Annotated in this window: 19 protein-coding genes and 1 tRNA gene; 10 read left to right on the top strand and 10 right to left on the bottom strand. The window is 48.7% G+C overall.

The features are described 5' to 3' along the window. Positions 1 to 223 precede the first annotated feature (223 nt). From J0M34_01045 to J0M34_01030, 4 genes are all read left to right on the top strand, one after another. Positions 224 to 712 (top strand): toxin-activating lysine-acyltransferase, encoded by a 489-nt coding sequence (locus J0M34_01045; protein ID MBN8542833.1) that lies wholly within the window; start codon positions 224 to 226, stop codon positions 710 to 712. A gap of 227 nt (positions 713 to 939) precedes the next feature. Next, positions 940 to 1365 carry a hypothetical protein gene (locus J0M34_01040; protein MBN8542832.1) on the top strand — a complete coding sequence of 142 codons (426 nt, stop codon included), beginning with the start codon at positions 940 to 942 and terminating at the stop codon, positions 1363 to 1365. 242 nt (positions 1366 to 1607) lie between these two features. Further along, the gene (locus tag J0M34_01035; GenBank protein ID MBN8542831.1) at positions 1608 to 9479 is read left to right on the top strand and encodes a hypothetical protein; all 7872 of its coding nucleotides are present in this window, start codon (positions 1608 to 1610) and stop codon (positions 9477 to 9479) included. A 7-nt stretch (positions 9480 to 9486) separates the two neighbouring features. After that, a complete protein-coding gene (locus J0M34_01030) occupies positions 9487 to 9816 on the top strand; it encodes a hypothetical protein (GenBank protein ID MBN8542830.1) in 330 nt (109 codons plus the stop codon). Between the two features lie 287 nt (positions 9817 to 10103). Here the strand turns inward: J0M34_01030 and J0M34_01025 are convergent, their stop codons facing one another. From J0M34_01025 to J0M34_01010, 4 genes are all read right to left on the bottom strand, one after another. After that, positions 10104 to 10325 (bottom strand): AlpA family phage regulatory protein, encoded by a 222-nt coding sequence (locus tag J0M34_01025; GenBank protein MBN8542829.1) that lies wholly within the window; start codon positions 10323 to 10325, stop codon positions 10104 to 10106. 89 nt (positions 10326 to 10414) lie between these two features. Further along, on the bottom strand, positions 10415 to 11050 hold the full coding sequence (locus J0M34_01020; GenBank protein MBN8542828.1) for a hypothetical protein: 636 nt from the start codon (positions 11048 to 11050) through the stop codon (positions 10415 to 10417). After that, positions 10992 to 12212 carry an integrase arm-type DNA-binding domain-containing protein gene (locus tag J0M34_01015; protein MBN8542827.1) on the bottom strand — a complete coding sequence of 407 codons (1221 nt, stop codon included), beginning with the start codon at positions 12210 to 12212 and terminating at the stop codon, positions 10992 to 10994. The genes J0M34_01020 and J0M34_01015 overlap by 59 nt, the downstream gene beginning before the upstream one ends. Before the next feature lie 161 nt (positions 12213 to 12373). Then, a tRNA-Phe gene (locus tag J0M34_01010) sits at positions 12374 to 12449 on the bottom strand. Positions 12450 to 12585: 136 nt separating this feature from the next. On the opposite strand from J0M34_01010, the gene J0M34_01005 reads away from it, so the two are divergent. The 6 genes from J0M34_01005 to J0M34_00980 all read left to right on the top strand — a co-directional run bounded on the left by J0M34_01005 (position 12586) and on the right by J0M34_00980 (position 15714). After that, positions 12586 to 13410, top strand: coding sequence for a hypothetical protein (locus tag J0M34_01005; GenBank protein ID MBN8542826.1), 825 nt, complete (start codon positions 12586 to 12588; stop codon positions 13408 to 13410). A 72-nt stretch (positions 13411 to 13482) separates the two neighbouring features. Beyond that, complete coding sequence (locus J0M34_01000) at positions 13483 to 14040, top strand: hypothetical protein (GenBank protein MBN8542825.1); 558 nt, start codon at positions 13483 to 13485, stop codon at positions 14038 to 14040. Between the two features lie 59 nt (positions 14041 to 14099). After that, complete coding sequence (locus J0M34_00995) at positions 14100 to 14501, top strand: hypothetical protein (GenBank protein ID MBN8542824.1); 402 nt, start codon at positions 14100 to 14102, stop codon at positions 14499 to 14501. A 227-nt stretch (positions 14502 to 14728) separates the two neighbouring features. Continuing rightward, positions 14729 to 14989 (top strand): hypothetical protein, encoded by a 261-nt coding sequence (locus J0M34_00990; protein ID MBN8542823.1) that lies wholly within the window; start codon positions 14729 to 14731, stop codon positions 14987 to 14989. A 55-nt stretch (positions 14990 to 15044) separates the two neighbouring features. Continuing rightward, positions 15045 to 15398: a hypothetical protein gene (locus tag J0M34_00985; protein ID MBN8542822.1), complete on the top strand. Its 354-nt coding sequence runs from the start codon at positions 15045 to 15047 to the stop codon at positions 15396 to 15398. Continuing rightward, on the top strand, positions 15373 to 15714 hold the full coding sequence (locus J0M34_00980) for a hypothetical protein (GenBank protein ID MBN8542821.1): 342 nt from the start codon (positions 15373 to 15375) through the stop codon (positions 15712 to 15714). The genes J0M34_00985 and J0M34_00980 overlap by 26 nt, the downstream gene beginning before the upstream one ends. On the opposite strand, the gene J0M34_00975 is transcribed toward J0M34_00980, so the two are convergent. The 6 genes from J0M34_00975 to clpP form a co-directional block, all read right to left on the bottom strand. Next, positions 15711 to 15977 carry a hypothetical protein gene (locus J0M34_00975; protein MBN8542820.1) on the bottom strand — a complete coding sequence of 89 codons (267 nt, stop codon included), beginning with the start codon at positions 15975 to 15977 and terminating at the stop codon, positions 15711 to 15713. The two genes, J0M34_00980 and J0M34_00975, sit on opposite strands and share 4 nt — an antisense overlap. 5 nt (positions 15978 to 15982) lie before the next feature. Further along, positions 15983 to 16573: a hypothetical protein gene (locus J0M34_00970; GenBank protein MBN8542819.1), complete on the bottom strand. Its 591-nt coding sequence runs from the start codon at positions 16571 to 16573 to the stop codon at positions 15983 to 15985. A gap of 97 nt (positions 16574 to 16670) precedes the next feature. Further along, entirely contained in the window at positions 16671 to 16988 is a 318-nt protein-coding gene (locus tag J0M34_00965; protein ID MBN8542818.1) for a winged helix-turn-helix transcriptional regulator, read from the bottom strand. 218 nt (positions 16989 to 17206) lie between these two features. Then, positions 17207 to 19606, bottom strand: coding sequence for an endopeptidase La (lon, locus tag J0M34_00960; GenBank protein MBN8542817.1), 2400 nt, complete (start codon positions 19604 to 19606; stop codon positions 17207 to 17209). Between the two features lie 105 nt (positions 19607 to 19711). Beyond that, positions 19712 to 20977: an ATP-dependent Clp protease ATP-binding subunit ClpX gene (clpX, locus tag J0M34_00955; protein ID MBN8542816.1), complete on the bottom strand. Its 1266-nt coding sequence runs from the start codon at positions 20975 to 20977 to the stop codon at positions 19712 to 19714. Between the two features lie 140 nt (positions 20978 to 21117). Then, complete coding sequence (gene clpP / locus J0M34_00950; protein MBN8542815.1) at positions 21118 to 21771, bottom strand: ATP-dependent Clp endopeptidase proteolytic subunit ClpP; 654 nt, start codon at positions 21769 to 21771, stop codon at positions 21118 to 21120. Positions 21772 to 21781 lie beyond the last annotated feature (10 nt).

The raw sequence follows: 21781 nt of genomic DNA, 5'->3' as shown, positions 1-21781 counted from the left end.
CTGCTGCGCCCAACCTTTGTTTTTTTTGGAAATGGTGGCAGAGACACTACCGAATGCAACTGGCAACCGTTTGTTATATAATAATATTTATTTATTCGACAATTCTATGTACCCAGATATGTACCCATATCAATTCACCATGCCCTCCTGCCCTTACAAATCAGCCTCTTCCTTTTAAGGAATTTTTCAGGCATCTGTGGTGCAACCACCTAAACAGGCGCGTATGCCCAATAAAGCACCCAAACCTCAATTCCCCAAAGGCCAGTTGGCGAAGATGACGCCGCAGAAGCTGCATCTGCTGATTGGTGAGATCACGAGCCTCATGCTCGTGTCCAAAGTTCACCGCCAATATCAGGTGCGCGATATTGCGGATATTATTCTGCCCGCCATCAACCTCGGCCAATACCGCATTTACCGCAACAAGAAGCGTGAACCTATCGCTCTCGTCACATGGGCGATGCTATCAGCAGAAGTTGAGAAGCAATATATCGGCGGCAAGATGGTGTTGAGTGAAAAAGAGCGCACAAGTGGTGATAGTCTCTACTTCACGGACTTCATCGCGCCTTATGGACATATGAAGCAAGTGAAGCAGGATATTGAAACGAATCTCTTCCCCAACTCAGCGGGAAAATCTCTAAGGTTTGTGGAGGGAAAGAAAGAGCCAAAGCTGCTCAAATTCCACGGCGTGAATTACCGCAAACCTATGAACTGAGCGCATAGTCACTATGCACGCAACACCTGTTTATAATTGATTGTTTATTCTTGCCCTCAGATTGAGTGCCTGCTTTTCTGCGCACGCAACTTATTCTGGGTTGGCATGTCACAGCACGCATCACCATCTAACCATAAGACTTCCCCACTATTCACTCGTATGACGAGCGGTAACGCTTCAGCACTACGCGCAGCGAATGATAATTGGCTGGCAGAAAAGAGGGCGGGATGATTGGCCTCAAAACATTCGTTCAGGATATTGTAATTATTTTGGCGTTCTTGGGTATTTATACTGGATTCCAGTTTGACTTAATCAACGACGAATACGCTATTAGCAAATTCATAAGGGCAACTCTTCTTTATATGATACTTTTTGGCATTCCGATGTATTTGTGCTTTGCATTTTCTATACGTTTGCTGCGATCTAACATTTTGCTTTTATTGCTGTCTTGCATGATTGTTTTAGGAAATGTTTTTCTTAGCATGTATGCTGCTTCTGAGCAGGGAATGGATTATACGCTAGGCGGTAAAGTTATTTATGCCGATGGGAAAATAACGCTTTATGGTTTTTTGCATAAATTAGTTTCGCCTTTTTTATTCTTGGTATTTTATGCAATTTTTAGACTTGTGAAATTTAGATTCTCTGAGAATTAGAGGAGAAATTTATGGCGAGCGTTACAATCAATTCTGCTAATACTGGTATAATTTATACAACAGTGAATAATCAGCAAGTCGAAGTGATTATACCAAATTTCTCTTCACTCGGTATCAATCCAGCTATAAATACGGGTCCAAATAGATTTCATTATTATAATGAAACTGGGAAAGTATCTTTTTCTGATACTATTCCGAATCCAAACATCATAATTAATAATTTCTTTGAACAACCATTCCCTATGTTGGGGCCTTTTGGTAGTAATGGCACGCCTGTTACAAATGGCGGAACTTATAGTATACCATTACTAGGAGATATTAAGACATATTTACCTTCGGGTGGGTATATTGTGGTGAATGTGACTCAGCCCAACCACTTGTTGGGTCCAGGGCTGGTAGTAAGAGAATTGCACCCCGTCTCAGGTGATGGCTATCACATTAATACTATAGGAATTGGAAATGGCCCAGAAGCAGACTTAAACGAGAGACTTGCTGATTGGTTGTGGGATGATAACGCGCACGACATTGGCCTCGAATCTCTTAGAGAATACATTCAGAACCCAGAAGATAATTCTCGCAGCACATACATAAACAAAGGTGATGCTAATGCGATTAAAAATGATACAAACGCTACTATAAATGGAAATTACGAAGTTCTCGAAGGACCGAACGGAGTTAAGATAACTCTACTTTCTCACAGCGCCACGATGACTGTGGGTGAAGAAGTAAATCCTTTATACAAAGTCATGCAAGGATTTAGCGACGCTGCCGATGCCGTTACTGAATTCGTCAGCAACCAAGCTGGAGCGTATTGGGATAATCTGACGGACACCTATAATATTCACCAGTCAATGGTGAGCTTCTTCGGACAGTATGGTCAGGATTTAGTGGCTGGCAACGTATCAGTTGCGGATGCGCTGAAGTATTTCGTAATTGAGATGGCGGAGAATGCTCTGTCGGATACGGTCGCACAAAATCTCATGTCACCTGCGATGGTTGCGCTGCGCGATCAGATTCGCAATAACCAGACACCATTGCCATGGCAAGTGAGTGACGTTGAAGCGCAAGACTCGCTGGTGAAAATTCTCGATTATATGGGCGTGAAAGAGCCCATCGGTTTGGCGAGTGGTGTGTATGATGTATTAGGCCGCATGGCGGTGGATTTCGCGCTGCATTCGAGTGGCTGGAACAGTGCGGATTATATCCGTGCGGGCAGCTCGGTGATCACGGGTGTGGCAATTCAACATATTGTACATGCGGAATGGGGCATTGATGGTGCAGTAGGTGGTGGCACCGCAGCCGCACTTACCAGCCTCGCGCATGGTATTATTAATGGTAATCTCGATTCTTCGGGTTGGGCGAACCTAGCTGCATCCACGGCGGTATCCTTCGGCTCGATGTATGTTGCGGCATCGCTTGTCAGCTCCGTGTCTGGTTACTCTGCGCTGGTTGCCTCCACCTATGGGCCTGTGCAACCTCTATCTGCATATTTGAGCGCGCAATTCGGATTGGTGAGCGGAGCGATTGTTCCCGTCGTTGGTTTAGTCATAGGTGCATTGGCTGGTAAAGTGATTAGCGGCTTATTCGGCTCTGTCAAACTCGGTGCTGGTGAGTTCCAGACGGCGGCGGGGGTTATGAACAGCATCTACCAGGTGCAGACGATTACGGTGAATGGGCAGTCGGTTCCTGCGCTCGTTGCCGTCAATGCGGAAGGCTCGACCATTCTCGCTTCAGGCACGGGCATTGGTTACATCCTCGGCAATGTCGGTGCAGATGTGCTGGTGGGTGATAACAACGTGCAGACCATTTCGGCCAATGGCGGCGCGGATTATCTCGAAGCGCGTGGCGGTAACGACAACCTGCTCGGCGGCACGGGTAGCGACCACCTGAATGGCGGCGACGGCAATGACGTACTGCAAGGCGACGCGGGTGAGGATATATTGTTCGGTGAAGATGGAGCGGACACCGCACTCGGCGGTGCGGGTCAGGATTTCATACACATGGGCAGTGGTGATGATGTCGCCGCAGGTGGCACGGGCAATGATTACATCCTCGCAGGTGGTGGCGCGGATGCCGTGGCGGGTGATGCGGGCAATGACACGCTGGATGGTGGCTATGGTGATGATTCGATCGACGGGGGCGAAGGCAACGACCTCGTGCTGGGTAATTTGGGCAATGATTATATTGATGGTGGCGATGGCTCCGACACACTGTTTGGCGATGTTGGAAATGACCAGATTTACGGCGGTAATGGCAATGACTTCATCGATGGTGGAGATGGTATTGATATTCTGCATGGCGACGCGGGACGTGATTTGATCGTCGGTGGCGCGGGGGATGATTTCGCAGAAGGCGGACTGGGGGATGATAACATCCTCGGCGGCGCGGGCAATGATGTGATGCTCGGCGGGCTGGATGATGATTACCTGCGTGGTGATGAGGGCGATGATTCCATCACGGGTGGGTTTGGTAATGATATTATGGTGGGCGGCGTGGGCAGCAACACGCTCACGGGTGAGGATGGCTCGGATGTGTATGTCATTGGCTCGGATGTGAATGAACATCACAACGTGATTGTCGATAGCGGTGCGACGGCGGGGGAAGTGGACACGATGCTGCTTTCGTGGATGAGCAGTGCGAACGCGAATACGGGTCTCAGCTTGCTTAAGCAGGGCGATGATTTGCAGGTGAGTTATAATAGCCGTGTGCTGGCGACGATTACTGATCAGTTCGTCGCGGGCAATGGGTTGGAGCGGATTGAGTTATCGAATGGTGATGCGATTGATCTTTCGACAGTGACCTATGACCCTGTGACGCATCTGGGGACGTTTACGGTCGGCAGTGCGCCACTGGATAGTGTGCTGAGCACGGTCAATGCGCGTGAGGCGGAAACGAGTGAGAATATCCTCAGCAAGCAGCTTTACTGGAATAATACCTTCCTCAATAAACTGTCGCAGATTGCGTATGACGAACAGTTGGCCGACCAGACGGTCTATACTTATTATAACGGCACGCAGATTGAAGCGTCCAAACGCGCGCGCGGAAAATTCGGTGGGCATTATTCGGTCTATAAACTCGCGCAGCCTGGGAATATCGAGGGCACGGAGTTTGTGCGTCTTGAATATGTAGTGCTGGATACGGAAGATCAAACGGCTGCAACACCTTTTGGTAACCATGAAGCGGGTATGGCTGGGCCATATGAGACATTCTATAACGGCGCACAGGTGATTTACAGTACCTTTGGCGGCAAAAATATCCAAGATATTGTGCTGAATGGCACGGTGCTTTCTACCAAAGTGGAAGGCGAATCCACGCTCTATACGGCTGGGCAAACCGTGTATGGCGCGACCTTCGCGCAGCGCCAAGCGGCAGGCACGACTGCGACGACCGACATCGCTGTTAAAGAATTTGGTAGTGATTTGCTGGTCGGCGCTTATTGGAACGAAACCCTCAACGGTAAATCAGGGGATGACGTACTTGTCGGAAATAACGGCGATGATGTGTTGGTTGGTGGGGATGGTAATGACTGGGCTTTCGGCGGCGAGGGCAACGATACGATTTACGGTGATGCAGGAGACGATGTGCTGTTCGGGGGTGAAGGCTATGACACCATCTATGGCGGTACAGGGGATGACGTAATTCTTGGTGGCGAAGGTAATGATTCACTCGACGGTGGTGCAGGAAACGACTGGATCGACGCGGATGGTGATTATGATACCGTCAATGGTGGCGATGGTAATGACGTAATCCTTGGTGGTGCGGGAGATGACTCGCTCAATGGTGGTGCGGGAGATGATATTATTCATGGGGATGATGGAAATGATATCCTCAATGGTGGCGATGGTAACGATACGCTTATTGGTGGATTAGGTAGTGATACCATCAATGGTGGTGGAGGAAACGACGTTATCAATGGTGATGGTGGCGCATTGTTTCTCGATGGTGGTTCTGGCCAAGACACGATTGTATTCAGCAATGCGACGTCTGGTGTCGTGGCAAACCTGCAGAATAACACCTATGGCGGTAGTGCCGCTGGTTTAAGTGTTACGAACTTTGAGAATATCACAGGTTCGAATTTCAATGATTTATTCTATGCCAGTGATGTTGCGAATGCGATGGATGGTGCGGGTGGCACTGATACGGTCTCTTACACGGACTCTTCTGCTGCGGTAACCGTTAATCTTACGTCGGGCATTCATTCGGACGGCTACGCGCAAGGCGATACGCTTCTTAATGTCGAGAACGTCACGGGTTCAATTTGGAACGATTCCATTACTGGAAGTGCCAGCAACAACCTGCTTGATGGTGGCAGTGGCAATGATACGCTGAATGGCGCTCTAGGCACAGATACACTGACGGGTGGTGCAGGTAGTAATCGTTTTGTGATTCATAGCCGTGCGACCACTGCGGTTGTTACGGACTACACGGATGGCAATGACACTATTGATGTGAGCGGCTTCCTGTATGCGACTGGCTTCTCTGACCTTACGGTAGCACAAGCGGGTGCAGATACGACTGTAAGCATTGTACGACCAGGTGGTACATTCACGCTTACCTTGCAGAACGTTGCAGCTAATACGCTTGGTGCTGGTGATTTCATCTTCAACCCGAATCCTCACTATGTCTTGAATGGTACGGGCGCTGCGGATGTGTTCACGGTGAACACCAACGAGATTTATTCGGCGCGCGTGAGCGGGTTTAACTTCTCGCAAGGTGATAGACTTGATGTGGCGGCCTTTGGCGCAAGCGTGGACGACATTTCGGATATTAGTATTGAACAAATTGGTTCAGATAGCGTTCTTACCTTCCCACAAATCAACGGTAATGTTGCGACTATCGTGCTGCAGGGGATTACAGCAACCAATATCACAAACAGCTATTTCCTGAGCAACCATATCACTTATGGTTCTGGTTCTACCTATAATGGTACGGGCAGCGCCGAAACAATCAACGGTAGCGTGGGTGCTGATCTTATCTATGGTTATGCGGGTAACGACACCATCAATGGCGGCCTTGGTAACGATTATATCCTTGGCGGGGATAACAATGACAGTCTCCAAGGATTCTACGGTAATGATGAACTTGATGGCGGTAATGGCGCAGATACACTCAATGGTGGCTCAGGTGTTGATATTGCAACCTATGTCTATTCAAGCGCGGCAGTGAACGTCAATCTTGCAACGGGCACCCATAGTGGTGGTCAGGCGGCAGGTGATGTTTTGATCGATATTGAGCGCGTCTATGGCTCGCAATATAACGATACGCTCACAGGCAGCACGGGTAATGACTATCTCTGGGGTTATAATGGCAGCGATAGCATTAGTGCAGGGGATGGTAATGATACCATCGAATCCGATGCAGGATCAGACACCATCAATGGTGGTAATGGCATCGATACGATTGATTATAAATATTCTGCTGCGGTGAGCGTAAACCTTGCGACTAATACCCATAGTGGTGGCGAAGCGGCTGGCGATAATCTCAGCAATATCGAGAATGTGAATGGTTCCGCCAACAATGATACCATCACAGGTGATGGCAATGATAACACGCTGCGTGGAGTCGCGGGCAATGATAGCTTAAGCGGTGGCGCGGGTGCAGACACGCTTGATGGTGGTACGGGTAACGACACCATGGTCGGCGGCCTAGGCAATGATGTATTCATTGTCGATTCAACATTGGACGTCGTAACCGAAGCTGCAGCCGAAGGTGCAGACACGATTCAATCTTCTGTCACTTATACGCTTGGCAGCAATATTGAGAATCTAACACTGACTGGCAGTGGCAGCATTAATGGCACGGGTAATAGTCTCGATAATATCATTCTTGGTAACAACGCCAGCAACACCATTAACGCAGGCGATGGTAATGATAGCATCAGCGGTGGCGATGGTAACGATACACTCGAAGGCAGCGCGGGCAATGATACGATTGATGCGGGCACAGGAGCTGACACGATTCGCACTGGCTTAGGTAGTGACGTAGTGACAACAGGTGCAGGTAATGATCTCATTGTCGTGGATTACGCTGCCACGGCGCTGACTATCACTGACTTTGAGCGCGGTTCAGATCGCATTGACCTCAGAGCCTTCCCACATACGGACGTGGATACACTCAGTGACATGACTATTACGCAAGTAGGCCAAGATACTACCATCAGTGTTCCACGCGCCGTTGGTGGTCCTATCGTGATTACACTTACCAATTTTGTGGCGAGCACATTGTCGGATAATGACTTCTACCTCAATTTCACACACCAGACACTTAACGGTAGCACCGAGAATGATATTCTTACAGGCGCTGGTGGTAATGACACTATTACTGGCTATGAAGGTGACGACAGCTTGGTTGGAGGATTGGGTAACGATTCGCTACTTGGTGGTGATGGAAATGATACCCTTAGAGGCGGCATGGGTGCTGACTATCTTCATGCAAGCGATGGATACGATTTTATCTCCTATGTTGACTCTTTCGGCGGGGTAAATGTCAACTTCTTGAGCGGCACGTTATCGGGTGGTGATGCGAATGGCGACACCATGGTTGGTTTTGAAGGTGTAACTGGTTCTGCTGCTAATGATACAATTAGCGGCGATGGATGGACAAATGCACTCTATGGTCTCGCAGGCAACGATTACATCTTCGGCGATGCCGCTAATGACACGCTCAGTGGTGGTGCGGGTGCAGATACGCTCGATGGTGGTAGTGGTGCAGACTATATTGATTATGCGAGCTCAACGGCTGCTATCAGCATCAATCTTGCGACAGGTTCGGTAAGTGGTGGCGATGCTGCGGGTGACGTAATTTCTAACGTTGAGAATATCATCGCTTCTAACTTTAACGATACGTTGGCGGGCACATTATCTGGCAATATCTTCTACGGTCTGAACGGTATTGATACGGTTACATATATTAGCTCCAGTGCTGCGGTGAACGTCAATCTAGCGACTGGCACGCATACAGGTGGTCACGCTGCAGGTGATACGTTCAATAGTATTGAGAATATCTCTGGTTCTATCTATGCCGATACGATTGCTGGTGATGCAGGTAATAACTATCTAAGCGGTATTGATGGTAATGACAGCCTCAGTGGTAACGAGGGTGATGATACGCTCGATGGTGGTATCGGCGCAGACACACTGAATGGCGGTAACGATGCCGATATACTGAACGGTGGCAATGATGCTGACACCCTCAATGGTGGCGCTGGCAATGACACGCTCAATGGTGGTGATGGAAATGACAGCCTAAGCGGTGGTGACGGTAACGACATCTTAAATGGCGGTAATGGTGCGGATACACTGGATGGTGGTAATGGCATCGACACGGCTATTTATACCAACGCCAATGCGGGCATCTATGTCGATCTGGGTACGGGGCTTGGCTATTACTATAGCGAAGGCGCGGGGGATGCGATTCTTTCCAATGTTGAAAACGTCAATGGCTCCTCGTTTAATGACAGCATCTATGGCGGTTCTGGCGACAACTATTTGTTCGGTGACGCAGGTAGTGACCAGTTAAGAAGCGGCCTAGGAGCAGACACGGTAGATGGTGGCGATGGTTGGGATCATATCGATTATTACCACTCCAATGCTGCGGTGAACGTCAATCTCTCAACCAACACCCACACAGGGGGCCACGCTGCAGGCGATAGTCTCCTCAATATCGAAGGTGTTTCAGGCTCCAACTCCTATAACGACACACTCATTGGTGGAAATAATAACGACTATCTACGTGGCTATGGCGGGAATGACAGCATCGATGGTGGTGCGGGTAATGATGAACTGGATGGTAGCGATGGCAACGATACGATAATCGGTGGCGCAGGTGCAGATAGTCTGACAGGTGGTGCGGGTATTGACACATTTGTGTTCGCAGCCCTTTCGGATTCGACGAATGCGAGTTTCGATACCATCAGTGGTTTTACTGCTGGTACCGATAAGATCGACGTGCGTGGCTTGGGCTTCACAGCACTACAAAGCACCGCAACCCCTTCGGCTGGCAATCTGGGTTTCTACACTAGTGGAGGCAATACCTTCGTTACCGATGGCATCAACTTCAATATCAAGCTGGTGGGCAACCTCACTCTTACCAATACGGATTTTATTTATAGCTGATAATATAATGGAAGTTGAATGGCGCAAACCGTTTATTGCCGATCCGCGCCCTGAAGCTCAGGATGAAGTGGTATGGGTGGATGTAAGCAAAATTGATTGCGCTTGGCGAGAGGCAGAAGAAAATTATATTCACCCTTATAATTGGGGTGCCCAACCTTCTCCCAAATACGATAAGTTTGGTATGTGGTTTGTTACTAGAACAGAAGCGGTAAAAATGCCTGAGATATGCCTGCGATCTGACAATACACCAAATCGTGTTGGTATTCCTAAACTTGCTATATCCTTATTTGACATCGACTATCCTTTATTCTTTCTGACGCTCACAAACCATTGGTGAGACTCTTTGTTTTGGCATAGCTCACCCATCCCCAGCAGAGCCGAGGATGGAGCTAACCTCACGATTTCCAAGTGACTCAAACCATCGGAGCCGACCCATCGCTTGGCCTCCGCGATTGGAATGACCATCGTGGAGTTGGTTGCCGCTTGACGTTCGTGTCATTCACGCCGTTGTGCTGGATCTCAACCGTTCGCTCTATCCTGCCCCGTATGCACAAATCCAAAAGTGAGGGCTTAATATATTATTCAACGCTTCCGTCTTGCCCAACCGTTGAACAATCAGATCATTTAGCATTCTGTTTTTACTAATTTGTCCATCCATGCGCGCACATCTTCTGCACGCCATGCCGTGATGCGCTCAGATAGCTTTACAGGGCGTGGGAATTCACCAGATTTAACTTTTCGCCACAGTGTTGCCGCAGAAAATGGAATGATTTCTGGTATCAACTCTGATTGACGTAAAAATCCTGATCTGGGCAGGTCGTATAAATCACTAAGTTTTGTTTGCATTGATGAGTCTCCATAAAGTCATGTGTGACGCTATGGATATAAATGCTTGGCGGTGATGTAGAAAATCCTGCTAACGGTTGCAGTAGTTTTTAAGTGGTGCTTTCTAAGTGTTGAGAAGCAGCTTTATATGCTTCATCATATAACTCTATAAGATTTTGGCTAATGTGATTGTTAGCTGAATTAAGTGGGCACTCACAGATCCAAGCATAGAACGTGTTGTGACTAGCTACCCCCGTCAAATCTTGCATGGCGCATAAAAAAGCTTTCTTATTTTTATAATATATTTCGCCTCTACTCCAACGATCTAAATGTTCGAAAAAAACTTTCTTTTCTTTTGAATAGCGCGGTTTGCTTTTCTTCCCCCTCATTGATTGAACATAGGACTCGGCTTCATTCTGCAACACTTGTTCTCTTACAAGCCCCATAACCGATATAACCACTAGACGGCTAACTGGTGGCCCTGAGGCAAAAGTCTCAAGATCAGTTTCTTTAGCCAGTTTAATAAGAGCATGCGCCACATCATCAGATTTTTTATAATCCGCATTAGTGTAAGCAACCTTCACTACTATTTCCGTTGCTTCTTTTTGGGCTATTTTATCACCATTGTTCAATTCTTTGGATAAATGACCCAAAAGCCCACCACTATTTTTATACTCTCTGATTAGATTACGCGATTTTTTTGATTTTACTGACATCGCTAGTGACTTTCTTGCTGGCTTTTTCAATATAATCTCCCCACCACTGCATCATGGTGATGCGCTCTTGAAGGTACTCGCCGCGATTATAGGGCTTGCGGCTATTGTTTTCTTCGATATGAGCGAGTTGCGCTTCAATCACATCGGGACGAAACAGCGCGCTCTCATTAAGCACTGTTGAGGCGATCGCTCGAAAGCCATGCGCCACCTGCCTATCTTTATACCCCATCTTTTTCAGCACCATGTTGATGGTGTTTTCGGACATAACGGGATGCTTGCGTCGCTGCTGCGAGGGGAACATATAGCGGCCATAACCACTGATTTTATGAAGTTCTTTAAGTAGTTTCATCGCTTGCTTAGAGAGCGGCACAATATGCGCGCGGCGCTTTTTCATGCGCTCAGGCGGGATATTCCAGAGCCGATTATCCCAATCAATATCCGACCATAGGCCGTTACGCAGCTCCCCAGGGCGTAGAAATGTCAAAAGCAGTAAGCGCGTTGCCAGCTTGTTGATAGGGCTTGTTTCTACAATTTCTAGTTTCTCAAGCAATTCGGGCAACTCAGAGGGGTGAATCGCTGCAAAATGCTTTTTCTGTACGGGCGCAACGACACCGCGCAAATCTGCCGCAGGATTTTGTTCAATAATACCGCTATGCACAGCGTAACGAAAAATGACGTTTAGCACCTGAGCCAATCTTCCCGCCGTTTCTGGTGAGCCTTTTTTCTCAAGGTTACGCAATAATGGTATCAATTCAGGTGTACGGATGCTGGTAATTGGGCGATCACCAAGCTCGGGAAAGCCGTGCAACTCCAGCCTACGCCATAAACGATGGGCATGATCGGCTGTCCATTTCGACTTATTGGTTTTATGCCAATCAGCAGCCACGGCGCGGAGGGAGTTTTTTGCATCCAGCATAACGCGCTGCTTATCTTCACGCTTCTTCGCATTCGGATCAATACCACTGGCCAGCAACTTACGGGCTTGCAGCCGCTTTTCGCGAGCCTCTGCTAACGACACTTCAGGGTATGTACCCAATGCCAGCACATTCTCTTTGCCATAGAAAAAGTAGCGCAACCGCCAGTATTTGGCTTTGGAGGGGTGAACTTGAAGGAATAACCCATCCCCATCTTTAAGGCGGTATAGCTTGCTTTTGGGCTTGGCATTACGCACGGCAGTTTCAGAAAGGAACATGATTCACCTGCTGGGTACCTTCAAAATGTACCCAGATTTGTACCCAGATATGGGTGATATGTCACGATTTATTATGAAATGACGTGATTTGAAAAATCGGCCATTAGCCTAAGTTTTATAAGGATATTTGATGTTTGGTGAGATGAAGCGAAATGAGGAAATGGTGGCCAGAGACGGGATCGAACCGCCGACACGGGGATTTTCAATCCCCTGCTCTACCATCTGAGCTATCTGGCCATTCCTGAACGGAAGCGACTCTATAGCCAAAGCGCAAAGGCTTGGCAAGCCTATAGATTTGGCGGAAATTGGCGCTTTTTAAGCTGTCACATAATCTTCATTGTACTTATTGCGAATCTTTCGCAATAAATTGCATATGAGCTCAACCACTTCATTACCACCGCATAAGCGGCAAAAACTCGTGCGTGAAACCACCGCCCTTGCTCGCGCCTATCTAGCGGCTGGCAAAACCGTGAATGAAGCAGTCGCACATACGACTGAAGTACACGAAGCACTGCATCAAGCGATCGACCCAAATGGGAAATTCACACATCTATTCGCGGTTGAGATCGAGAAGGAATGGAACAAACTTCTACCTCTCTATCCGCTACCACATGCTGAGGCCACGCGTTGTGCGCGTAATATTCTGACGAATCGCGCCGCCGAAGAAGCGGCATATGTCGCACTCCTCAAATCGCCTGATTTCACGACTCAAGAAGTTGAACAGGCACTTGCCAATAATACTGTCATGCATCAAGGCAACGTGATGCCAGAAGGCAAAATCAAAGAAATCGCTGGGCGTTTGGTTCAAGAATCTGACCCACACGGCCCTGAAGGTGCAACCCACGTTGCAGCAGGCGCACTCGGCCAACGCGTAATGCACGAAGCACTCGCAGCAGCGTTTACGCCCAATGGCACACTGGCACAGGCACTGATTGGCAAGCTGCAACCACATCTGCCAAACGCTAGCCCAGATACGTTGCTCTCGATTGCCAATGGCTGGCTGGAAGATCGTTACCGCCCTGCGAAAGCTGTCGCGGAAGCCATGCAGTTTGATGGAGCTGCCTACCAAATCGCTGCAAAACGCGCCGATGAACTGCAGCAGGCAAAAATCACTACGCCCCCTGCAAAACAGGGCTTTACTGACCGCATTAAAGCGCAGGCCATTGCTGCTAAGGAAATCGCCTTAGACAGCCTCTAATTCCCCCATTTCTTCACAAAACTGTCATGTTTCTTGGGCATCTAGGCGCTATAATAAACCTAGAGAATACATATGGCACATGGTCAACACAGTCCGAATAGCGAGACATTAGGCGTTGCAGCAACCCCGCTGATGCGCAAGCAAACCCAAGCCTATGTCGAGAATCAGAAGAAAGCGGATTTTAGCCGTAATATATCTCAATACATGTTTTGGGGTGCGACCTCCATTCTAGGCGCTTTGGCAGCTACCATTGGTCTTGGTGGGGGCTTAGGCGCTTTGGCAACCATTGGCTGGCCAGTCGTGATTGGAGCATTAGCTGTTTCAGGCGTTACATTTATAGGAAGCTTGATTTTCTCCAACCGCGCCACGGAAATTTCTGAGCGCAGCAATGTGCTTTATTCGGATATTGATTCGCAGAACCAAGCACATCGCATGGTGCAAGCATTTGCGAAGGCACAAACCCAAGGTCGCGTGCAGGCCGATAATTCTGCACCGATGACATCTACCGCACCAAGCTTTGTTGAACGCTATGCGAGTTCTGGCCCATCGCAAGCAGATAGCTGGCAGGCACGTGTAACGGCACAAGCATCGCTTGAAGAAGCGCAGTCGCTTGCTAATACACGCGGTTAACCCTCCCCCTTCCTGATAACGCGAAATCATGCCTAACTCTTCCATCATAGGAGAGACACATGACACGATCACGCTTAACTGCTGCCGAACGCGCCGAACGCGAGCAAAAACGGCTGATGGATTCGATACGTAATGAATTGCGCAGGACATTAGAGCGCGACACGCAAAAACTATTGAGTGACGCACGCCAACAACTCACCAAAGAACTGCAATCTCTCGTGACAAAATCCGCGCGCCAGAACAACGCGAGTAACACAAGTAATGCATTTGGTAGCGTGGGAAATTTATCGCGCATCGTGACCAGTATTGTGCAACTTGCTTCACGACCACGCATGAGCTCCTCCACCAATTCAGTTGAAAGTGCGCGCTCACAAGATGCGGCAAATCAGTTTCGCGTCAGCCGAGGACAGCTCATGGCGGATAGTTACGCGGAATTAAGTGATGGCGAGAAGAATTTATAGTCTACCAGCAAAAAGCCCCGCCAGTTTCCTGACGGGGCAAATCTGCGAGACATACAATCAACGTATGCCGCAGTTATAAAGGCGAAGCGGATGAGCGAGTATTGCGAAGATTGCATAGCCCATATGCATCCGCACACCGAGCCTGTGGATAACTTCGATAAAACCATACGTTTTCATAAAAATGTCATACAGAAATCAGCAGAAATTTGTTACATTCTGTAGGTGCTATGAGTCACAATGAACCGGAATATACGATGTTTAATCCGCATGATTACATTGAATTGATCGACGGGGGCTTTGCCCAGTGCGTCAATCCTATGGCGGATGGCGGGCTTTCTGCAATCACCGTCAATACGACGTTATTCGGCGATGCGCTGCGCAATTTTGAATCCAGCGTGAAGCGCATGGTCCTGCAAAAACTGGTATCGCCCAAATTCGGTGAAGTCATCTTAACTGCAACACGCATTGGCAGCTCGCAAGTAGCCTAGCTGTTTTTCCCCTAAGAATCTTGAAACACACGCCCAAGACTGCTATCAGCGCTGGATGACCCAGAAATCCTACGAAAAATTTGGCATCCAGATCGAAGAGCAAGGCCAAACCACTCACGTGTTCAAAAACGGCACGTTGATTGGCTCTTTCACTATTGATGTGGTCAATAAAACGCTCAAGTTCAATTTCCCAGGGCACAAGTTTTTCAACTATTTTGCTTACATCGCCAGCGACCGCCCATCTAACCGCGTCAAATGGGTAAATGAAAATCTAGGCGGCGATACGATGGATAATCTCCAAGCGGGTGTGGCGTTTTTGGGGTTCTCCAAATTCGAAGAGTTCATGGCACTTGCCATGGTGACACCTGAGGGGGGCGCGACCAATGAGCACAAACCCGCCATCCATTAAACCCTCCGACGACGCCGAAGACATCCGCACCCTGCCGACCTTCGAGGAAATGGATCAAATGTCGCACGAGGATTTGGCCGAGGCGCTAAGCCAGCTAGCCGAAACCGTCATCACCAATCCGCTAGAATATAAGCTTACCTACGGGCTACAGACACTCGATCCCAAAATGCTCGACGAGGTGGACGTAAGCACCCCTGAAGGCCGCAAGAAGCTTGCTGCATTGCTGAAAATGCTGGCGCGCATGGTCATGCGTAGCAAAGAGCAGTATCTAGGAACCGTCAAAGAAACGGGAAAAGACCAAAGTCGCGGGCGTTAAGAAACTATTTCTTCTTGATACATACCATATTTTTCACGCAGCATCGCCTTTAGCCCGTCTTCAGGCTCATTCCAGCCTCGGTGAATAATATCGCCGTAATCCTCTAGTCGAAACCCTGCATCCTTCTCAACTGCGTGCAAAAAGGCAGTGCGTTTGGCAGGTGAAACTTTCACTATAAAATAACGCTTCTCGCCATTAACCATCGCTCGCAAATCGTAGACTAGTGCCTTCTCGCGGGTAATCTGCTGTGCATATATCTTCATCGCTATTATTTCTCCACTTGCTGCTGGGCGGCAAGCGTTGCAGGACTGCCATCTACAATCTGCGCCTCTGCACCTGCTGGTATCACAGTGTTGCTATTCAATTCAGGGTATAGCGATGTATACAACGCATCGATTTCTGCACCTAAATCGCTGGTAGCGACGGCATGTAACCGTGTAGCCACTTCAGTAGCTGCAAAACCACCTCTCACAATCGCATTCAATTTATCCTGACGCGTATAGATTGCGTCGATTGCTTCGGCGATATGCGCCCCCGCGCCATTAAGCATACTGGACAGGCTTTTCGCATCGAACGTGCCAGCATCGACCATTCCTTTCAGCTTGTCTTTATTCGCGACTAGCGCCTCAATGCCCGTGGCAATATGCGCCCCAGCGCCATGAAGCATACTGGACAGGCTTTTCGCATCGAACCCCGTTGCTTCCATCAGCGCAGCTAAATCATCTGCCCTTGCGGTGAGCGTCTCACGAATAAGTTGCAGTGTTTTAGGCGAGTTTCTTTTGCCCCGCCCAACGATGCTGGAGATGTTCTTTTCAGTGAAGCCTAAGCGCTTCAATATGTCATCTGCGGATTCTGTCACAACATGCTCATTAGTTGAGCAATGATTATATCCCATTAATCATGACAGTATGATGACAATTAAGTAAGTTAGAGGGTATTGGAGACTGGGGCGTTAATTACGCCTGTAGTTTATCGCGAGTTGGCGCAGATTGCGGAACGAAATCCACCATCACTTTTAATAGGCTGAGCACGCTTGGGTCGTTGATGGTGTAATAAATCTGGCGACGGTCACGACGAAACGAAACAATCCCAGCGCGGCGCAATTTGGAAAGATGCTGCGACAAAGCGGGCTGGCTCACTGAAACATGTTCATTGATCTCAGTCACGTTCTTCTCGCCCGAAATCAATAAATCGACGATTTGCAAACGATAGTAGTTTCCAAGCACTTTAAGGAAGTTTGAGGCGTTTTTGATGGTCTGTTGGTTATGTAACATGGGTACTCTTGAGGTCTGTTCTAGCTAGAATTTAATTAATGATTCTTAAGGGTCATGTAGGTGCAGTACTGGCCTATGTCAAGGTGCGTTAACATGCGGAATGTCTTATAAAATAGGCAAGCAGCGAATGTGCAAACTTATGCGAAAGTAATGCGGAAAACGCACCATCAATGGTTGCAAACAAGCGATATGAAAATTGGTTTAGAAGTACACGTCGATTAATGCGGTCTTACGCTAGTATCTTCGTCTTCGTCTGACTTCTTGAGGACATTTGCATCCTCAACCTCTACCCAATCTTTAATAGGCTCCGGCATGCGCACTAATGCATGTTTCAAGACTTCATCCACATGCTTCACGGCTATAATCTCAAGACCCTTTTTCACATTATCAGGAATCTCTTCGAGATCTTTGACGTTCTCATGCGGGATGAGCACTTTAGTAATGCCGCCACGCAACGCCGCCAACAACTTCTCTTTGAGGCCGCCAATAGGCAATACTGTGCCACGCAACGTTACTTCACCTGTCATCGCCACGTTCTTGCTCACAGGAATGCCTGTCAGCACCGAGACAATCGTCGTGCACATTGCAATACCTGCGGACGGACCATCTTTAGGTGTCGCGCCTTCTGGCACGTGCACGTGAATATCGGTTTGCTTGAATACTGGCGGCTTAATACCGAAATCCAACGCACGCGAGCGCACATAACTCGACGCCGCTTCCACAGACTCCTTCATCACGTCACCGAGTTTACCCGTGACGGTGAATTTACCTCTGCCTGGCATCACCACTGATTCAATCACCAGCAGGTCACCACCCGTTTCGGTCCATGCAAGACCCGTCGTTACGCCCACTTGGTCTTTTTCCTCTGCCGCGCCATAGCTGTATTTCTTCACGCCAAGGAATTTACCGAGATTCTTGAGGCTAACGTGAACAGATGTCTTCTTGCCCATCATGATTTCTTTGACAGACTTACGTACCATCTTCGAAATTTCACGCTCTAGGCTGCGTACGCCCGCTTCACGCGTGTAGTAACGAATGGCGCCACGCAACGCGTCTTCGGAAATCGTCCACTCGTCCTTCTTCAAGCCATGGTCTTTGAGGACCTTCGGAATCAAGTGCATCCGCGCGATATTCACCTTCTCGTCTTCAGTGTACCCCGACAGGCGAATGATCTCCATACGATCCAGCAATGGACGTGGCATATCGAGCGAGTTGGCGGTGGTGATGAACATCACGTCCGACAAATCATAATCCACTTCGAGATAATGGTCGTTGAAGTTCTTGTTCTGCTCAGGATCAAGCACCTCCAGCAATGCTGAGGCAGGATCACCACGGAAATCGTGGCCCATTTTATCAATCTCATCCATCAGTATCATTGGATTGGATGATTTTGCCTTCTTCATCGACTGAATGAGTTTGCCCGGCATCGAACCGATATAGGTACGACGATGACCGCGAATCTCAGCTTCGTCACGCACGCCACCCAACGCAATCTTCACGTAATTACGACCCGTTGCCTTCGCAATCGAGCGTGCCAACGATGTTTTACCCACACCTGGAGGGCCAACAAGGCAAAGAATGGGTCCTTTGATTTGCTTGGTGCGCGCCTGCACCGCAAGATATTCCAAGATGCGCTCTTTTACCTTCTCAAGACCATAGTGGTCGTCATCGAGCACTTTTTCGGCAAGCGTCAGGTCAGTCTTGATCTTAGTTGCCTTCTTCCATGGAATCGTCACCATCCAATCGAGATAGTTACGAATCACCGACGCTTCCGCCGACATACTGCTCATCGTGCGTAGCTTCTTAAGCTCAGCTTCACACTTCTCTTTTGCTTCTTTGGAAAGCTTAGTTTTCTTGAGCTTCTCCTCAAGCTCTGCCAATTCGTCACGCCCTTCGTCAAGCTCACCCAATTCTTTCTGAATCGCTTTGAGTTGCTCATTCAAATAATATTCGCGCTGGGTTTTCTCCATCTGGCGCTTCACGCGGCCACGAATACGCTTTTCCGTGTTGAGCACGCCGATTTCCGACTCCATCAGCGCATAGACATGCTCTAAACGCTCAGCGATCTTGGTGAATTCAAGAATTTCCTGCTTTTGCGGAATATCAATCGCCATGTGCGCTGCTACCGTGTCAGCCAACACAGACGGCGAGGTAATTTTAGAAACTGCGCCCAATGTCTCGGGCTGGATCTTTTTGTTGAGCTTCACATATTCTTCGAACTTCGCAATGACCGAACGGAACATGGCTTCCGTCTCGACTGGGTCGCCCAAGAACTCTTCCATTTCCTCAGCAGCCACTTCATAATATTCTGCGTTGTCTTTGAATTCTAAGACTTTTGCGCGGCTAACACCTTCAACCAAAACTTTAACTGTACCATCTGGCAGGCGCAACAATTGTAGCACGGTAGCAATCGTACCCACGCGGTAAAGGTCTTCTTGGGTAGGAATATCCTGCGAGCCATTACGCTGCGACACGAGCAAAATCTTGTTGTTGGATTTAACAACCGCTTCAAGCGCTTTCACGGATTTTTCACGACCAACAAAAAGTGGCACCACCATGCCAGGGAATACAACGATATCACGCAGTGGGAGTACGGGGTAAAGGCTTGGTGTGCTCATAAGACCTTGGGGTTTCGGGTGCGAAGGAAGTCAGAAGAGATATAGGATTAGTTTACGCGAATAAAAGGGGATGTGAAGGAAAATCAGTGCCTAAAATTTAGCCTTTTAGGCGCCTTTTTTGCCCGTCGTCTTCTTACCACCATCATGCACAATGACAGGCTGAGCCTTGCCATTCACTGCATCGGCGTTGATGACCACCTCCGAGATATCCTCGGCACCTGGTACGTCATACATCAGATCGAGCAAGATTTCTTCCAAGATAGCCCTAAGACCGCGTGCACCTGTTTTACGCGCAATAGCTTTTGCAGCAATCGCACTGAGCGCATCGTCTGTGAACTTGAGTTCGACATTTTCCATCTCGAACATCTTCTTGTACTGCTTCACCAGCGCGTTCTTTGGCTCGGTCAGAATGTTGATGAGCGCTGCCTCGTCAAGGTCATCGAGCGTTGCAATCACTGGCAAACGACCGATAAACTCGGGGATAAGGCCAAACTTCAACAGATCTTCAGGCTCAAGCAACTTAAACATTTCGCCAGGCTTCGCCTCGTCCGTATTACGAACGTCAGCACCGAAACCGATGGACGAACCTTTTTGACGACGCGCGATAATCTTTTCGATTCCCGCAAACGCACCACCACACACGAAGAGGATGTTGCTGGTATCAACCTGCAAGAATTCCTGTTGTGGATGCTTACGACCACCCTGCGGCGGAACCGAAGCTACCGTGCCTTCCATGATTTTCAGCAAGGCCTGTTGCACACCCTCACCCGACACGTCACGGGTGATAGATGGGTTTTCAGACTTGCGCGAGATTTTATCAACCTCATCGATATACACGATACCTTTTTGCGCACGCTCAACGTTGTAATCAGCCGCCTGCAGCAAACGCAGGATGATGTTTTCAACGTCTTCACCCACGTAACCTGCTTCGGTCAGCGTGGTAGCGTCCGCCATCGTGAACGGTACGTCAAGAATGCGAGCCAAGGTCTGCGCGAGCAAGGTTTTACCCGAACCCGTAGGACCAACAATCAAGATGTTCGACTTGGCAATCTCGATTTCTTTGGATTTCTCCATAATCGAAATGCGCTTATAGTGGTTGTGAACTGCCACCGAGAGCACTTTCTTCGCGCGCTCTTGGCCGATCACGTAATCATCCAGCACCTTGCGAATCTGCTGCGGTGACGCAACTTCTTCAGGCGACTCAGTCGTTACGGTCGATTTGTCGGCGGTGCGGATAATATCAACGCAGAGCTCAACGCACTCGTCGCAAATAAAGACCGTTGGGCCCGCAATCAATTTGCGGACTTCATGTTCGCTCTTTCCACAGAACGAGCAGTAACGGGTGGTTTTCGATTCGCGAGGTTTGCTCATAACACGCTTCCTTTTGCCCTACTCTAACGACCTTCATGGCACATCTGGTAGTAGCATTGATTCATATTAGACACGAAATGGTTAAAAAATCGTATCCTGTTGCCACCGCGCCGCAACATCATCCTGCGGTGCGGCAATCCTTATTTTTTCACCTTTTTCTCAGCATCGCCGCGATTCGTGACGATTTCGTCGATCAGACCGAACTTCAGCGCCTCTTCTGCACTCATGAAATTATCACGATCCATCGCTTTTTCGATGGATGGCAGCTTCTGGCCCGTATGCTTCACATACATATCATTCAAACGACGACGCAGATTCAAAATCTCCTGCGCGTGAATCTCAATGTCAGATGCCTGACCACGGAAACCGCCGCTTGGCTGGTGAATCATGATACGTGCATTAGGCGTTGCATAACGCATGCCAGCCGCACCGGCGGTCAGCAGCAAGGAACCCATCGAGCATGCTTGGCCAATGCAAAGCGTTGCTACTTTTGGTTTAATATATTGCATCGTGTCATAAACCGACAGACCCGCCGTCACCACACCACCAGGTGAGTTGATGTACATAAAGATTTCTTTATCGGGATTTTCCGATTCCAAGAACAGCAACTGCGCCACAATGAGCGAGCACATATGGTCTTCGACTTCGCCCGTAAGGAAAATAATACGCTCTTTAAGCAGGCGCGAATAAATATCGTAGGCGCGTTCACCTCGGCTGGATTGCTCTACCACCATTGGCACGAGGCTGGCGGTTTCATGATAGCTGTCGAGCATATCGTTCGTATTGAATCGCATGAGTATCTCC

The organism is Alphaproteobacteria bacterium (genome assembly GCA_017302575.1).
Taxonomy (GTDB): domain Bacteria; phylum Pseudomonadota; class Alphaproteobacteria; order Rickettsiales; family UBA3002; genus JAFLDD01.
The sequence above is the reverse complement of the archived record's forward strand: the minus strand, read 5'-3'. Positions and strand labels throughout refer to the sequence as shown.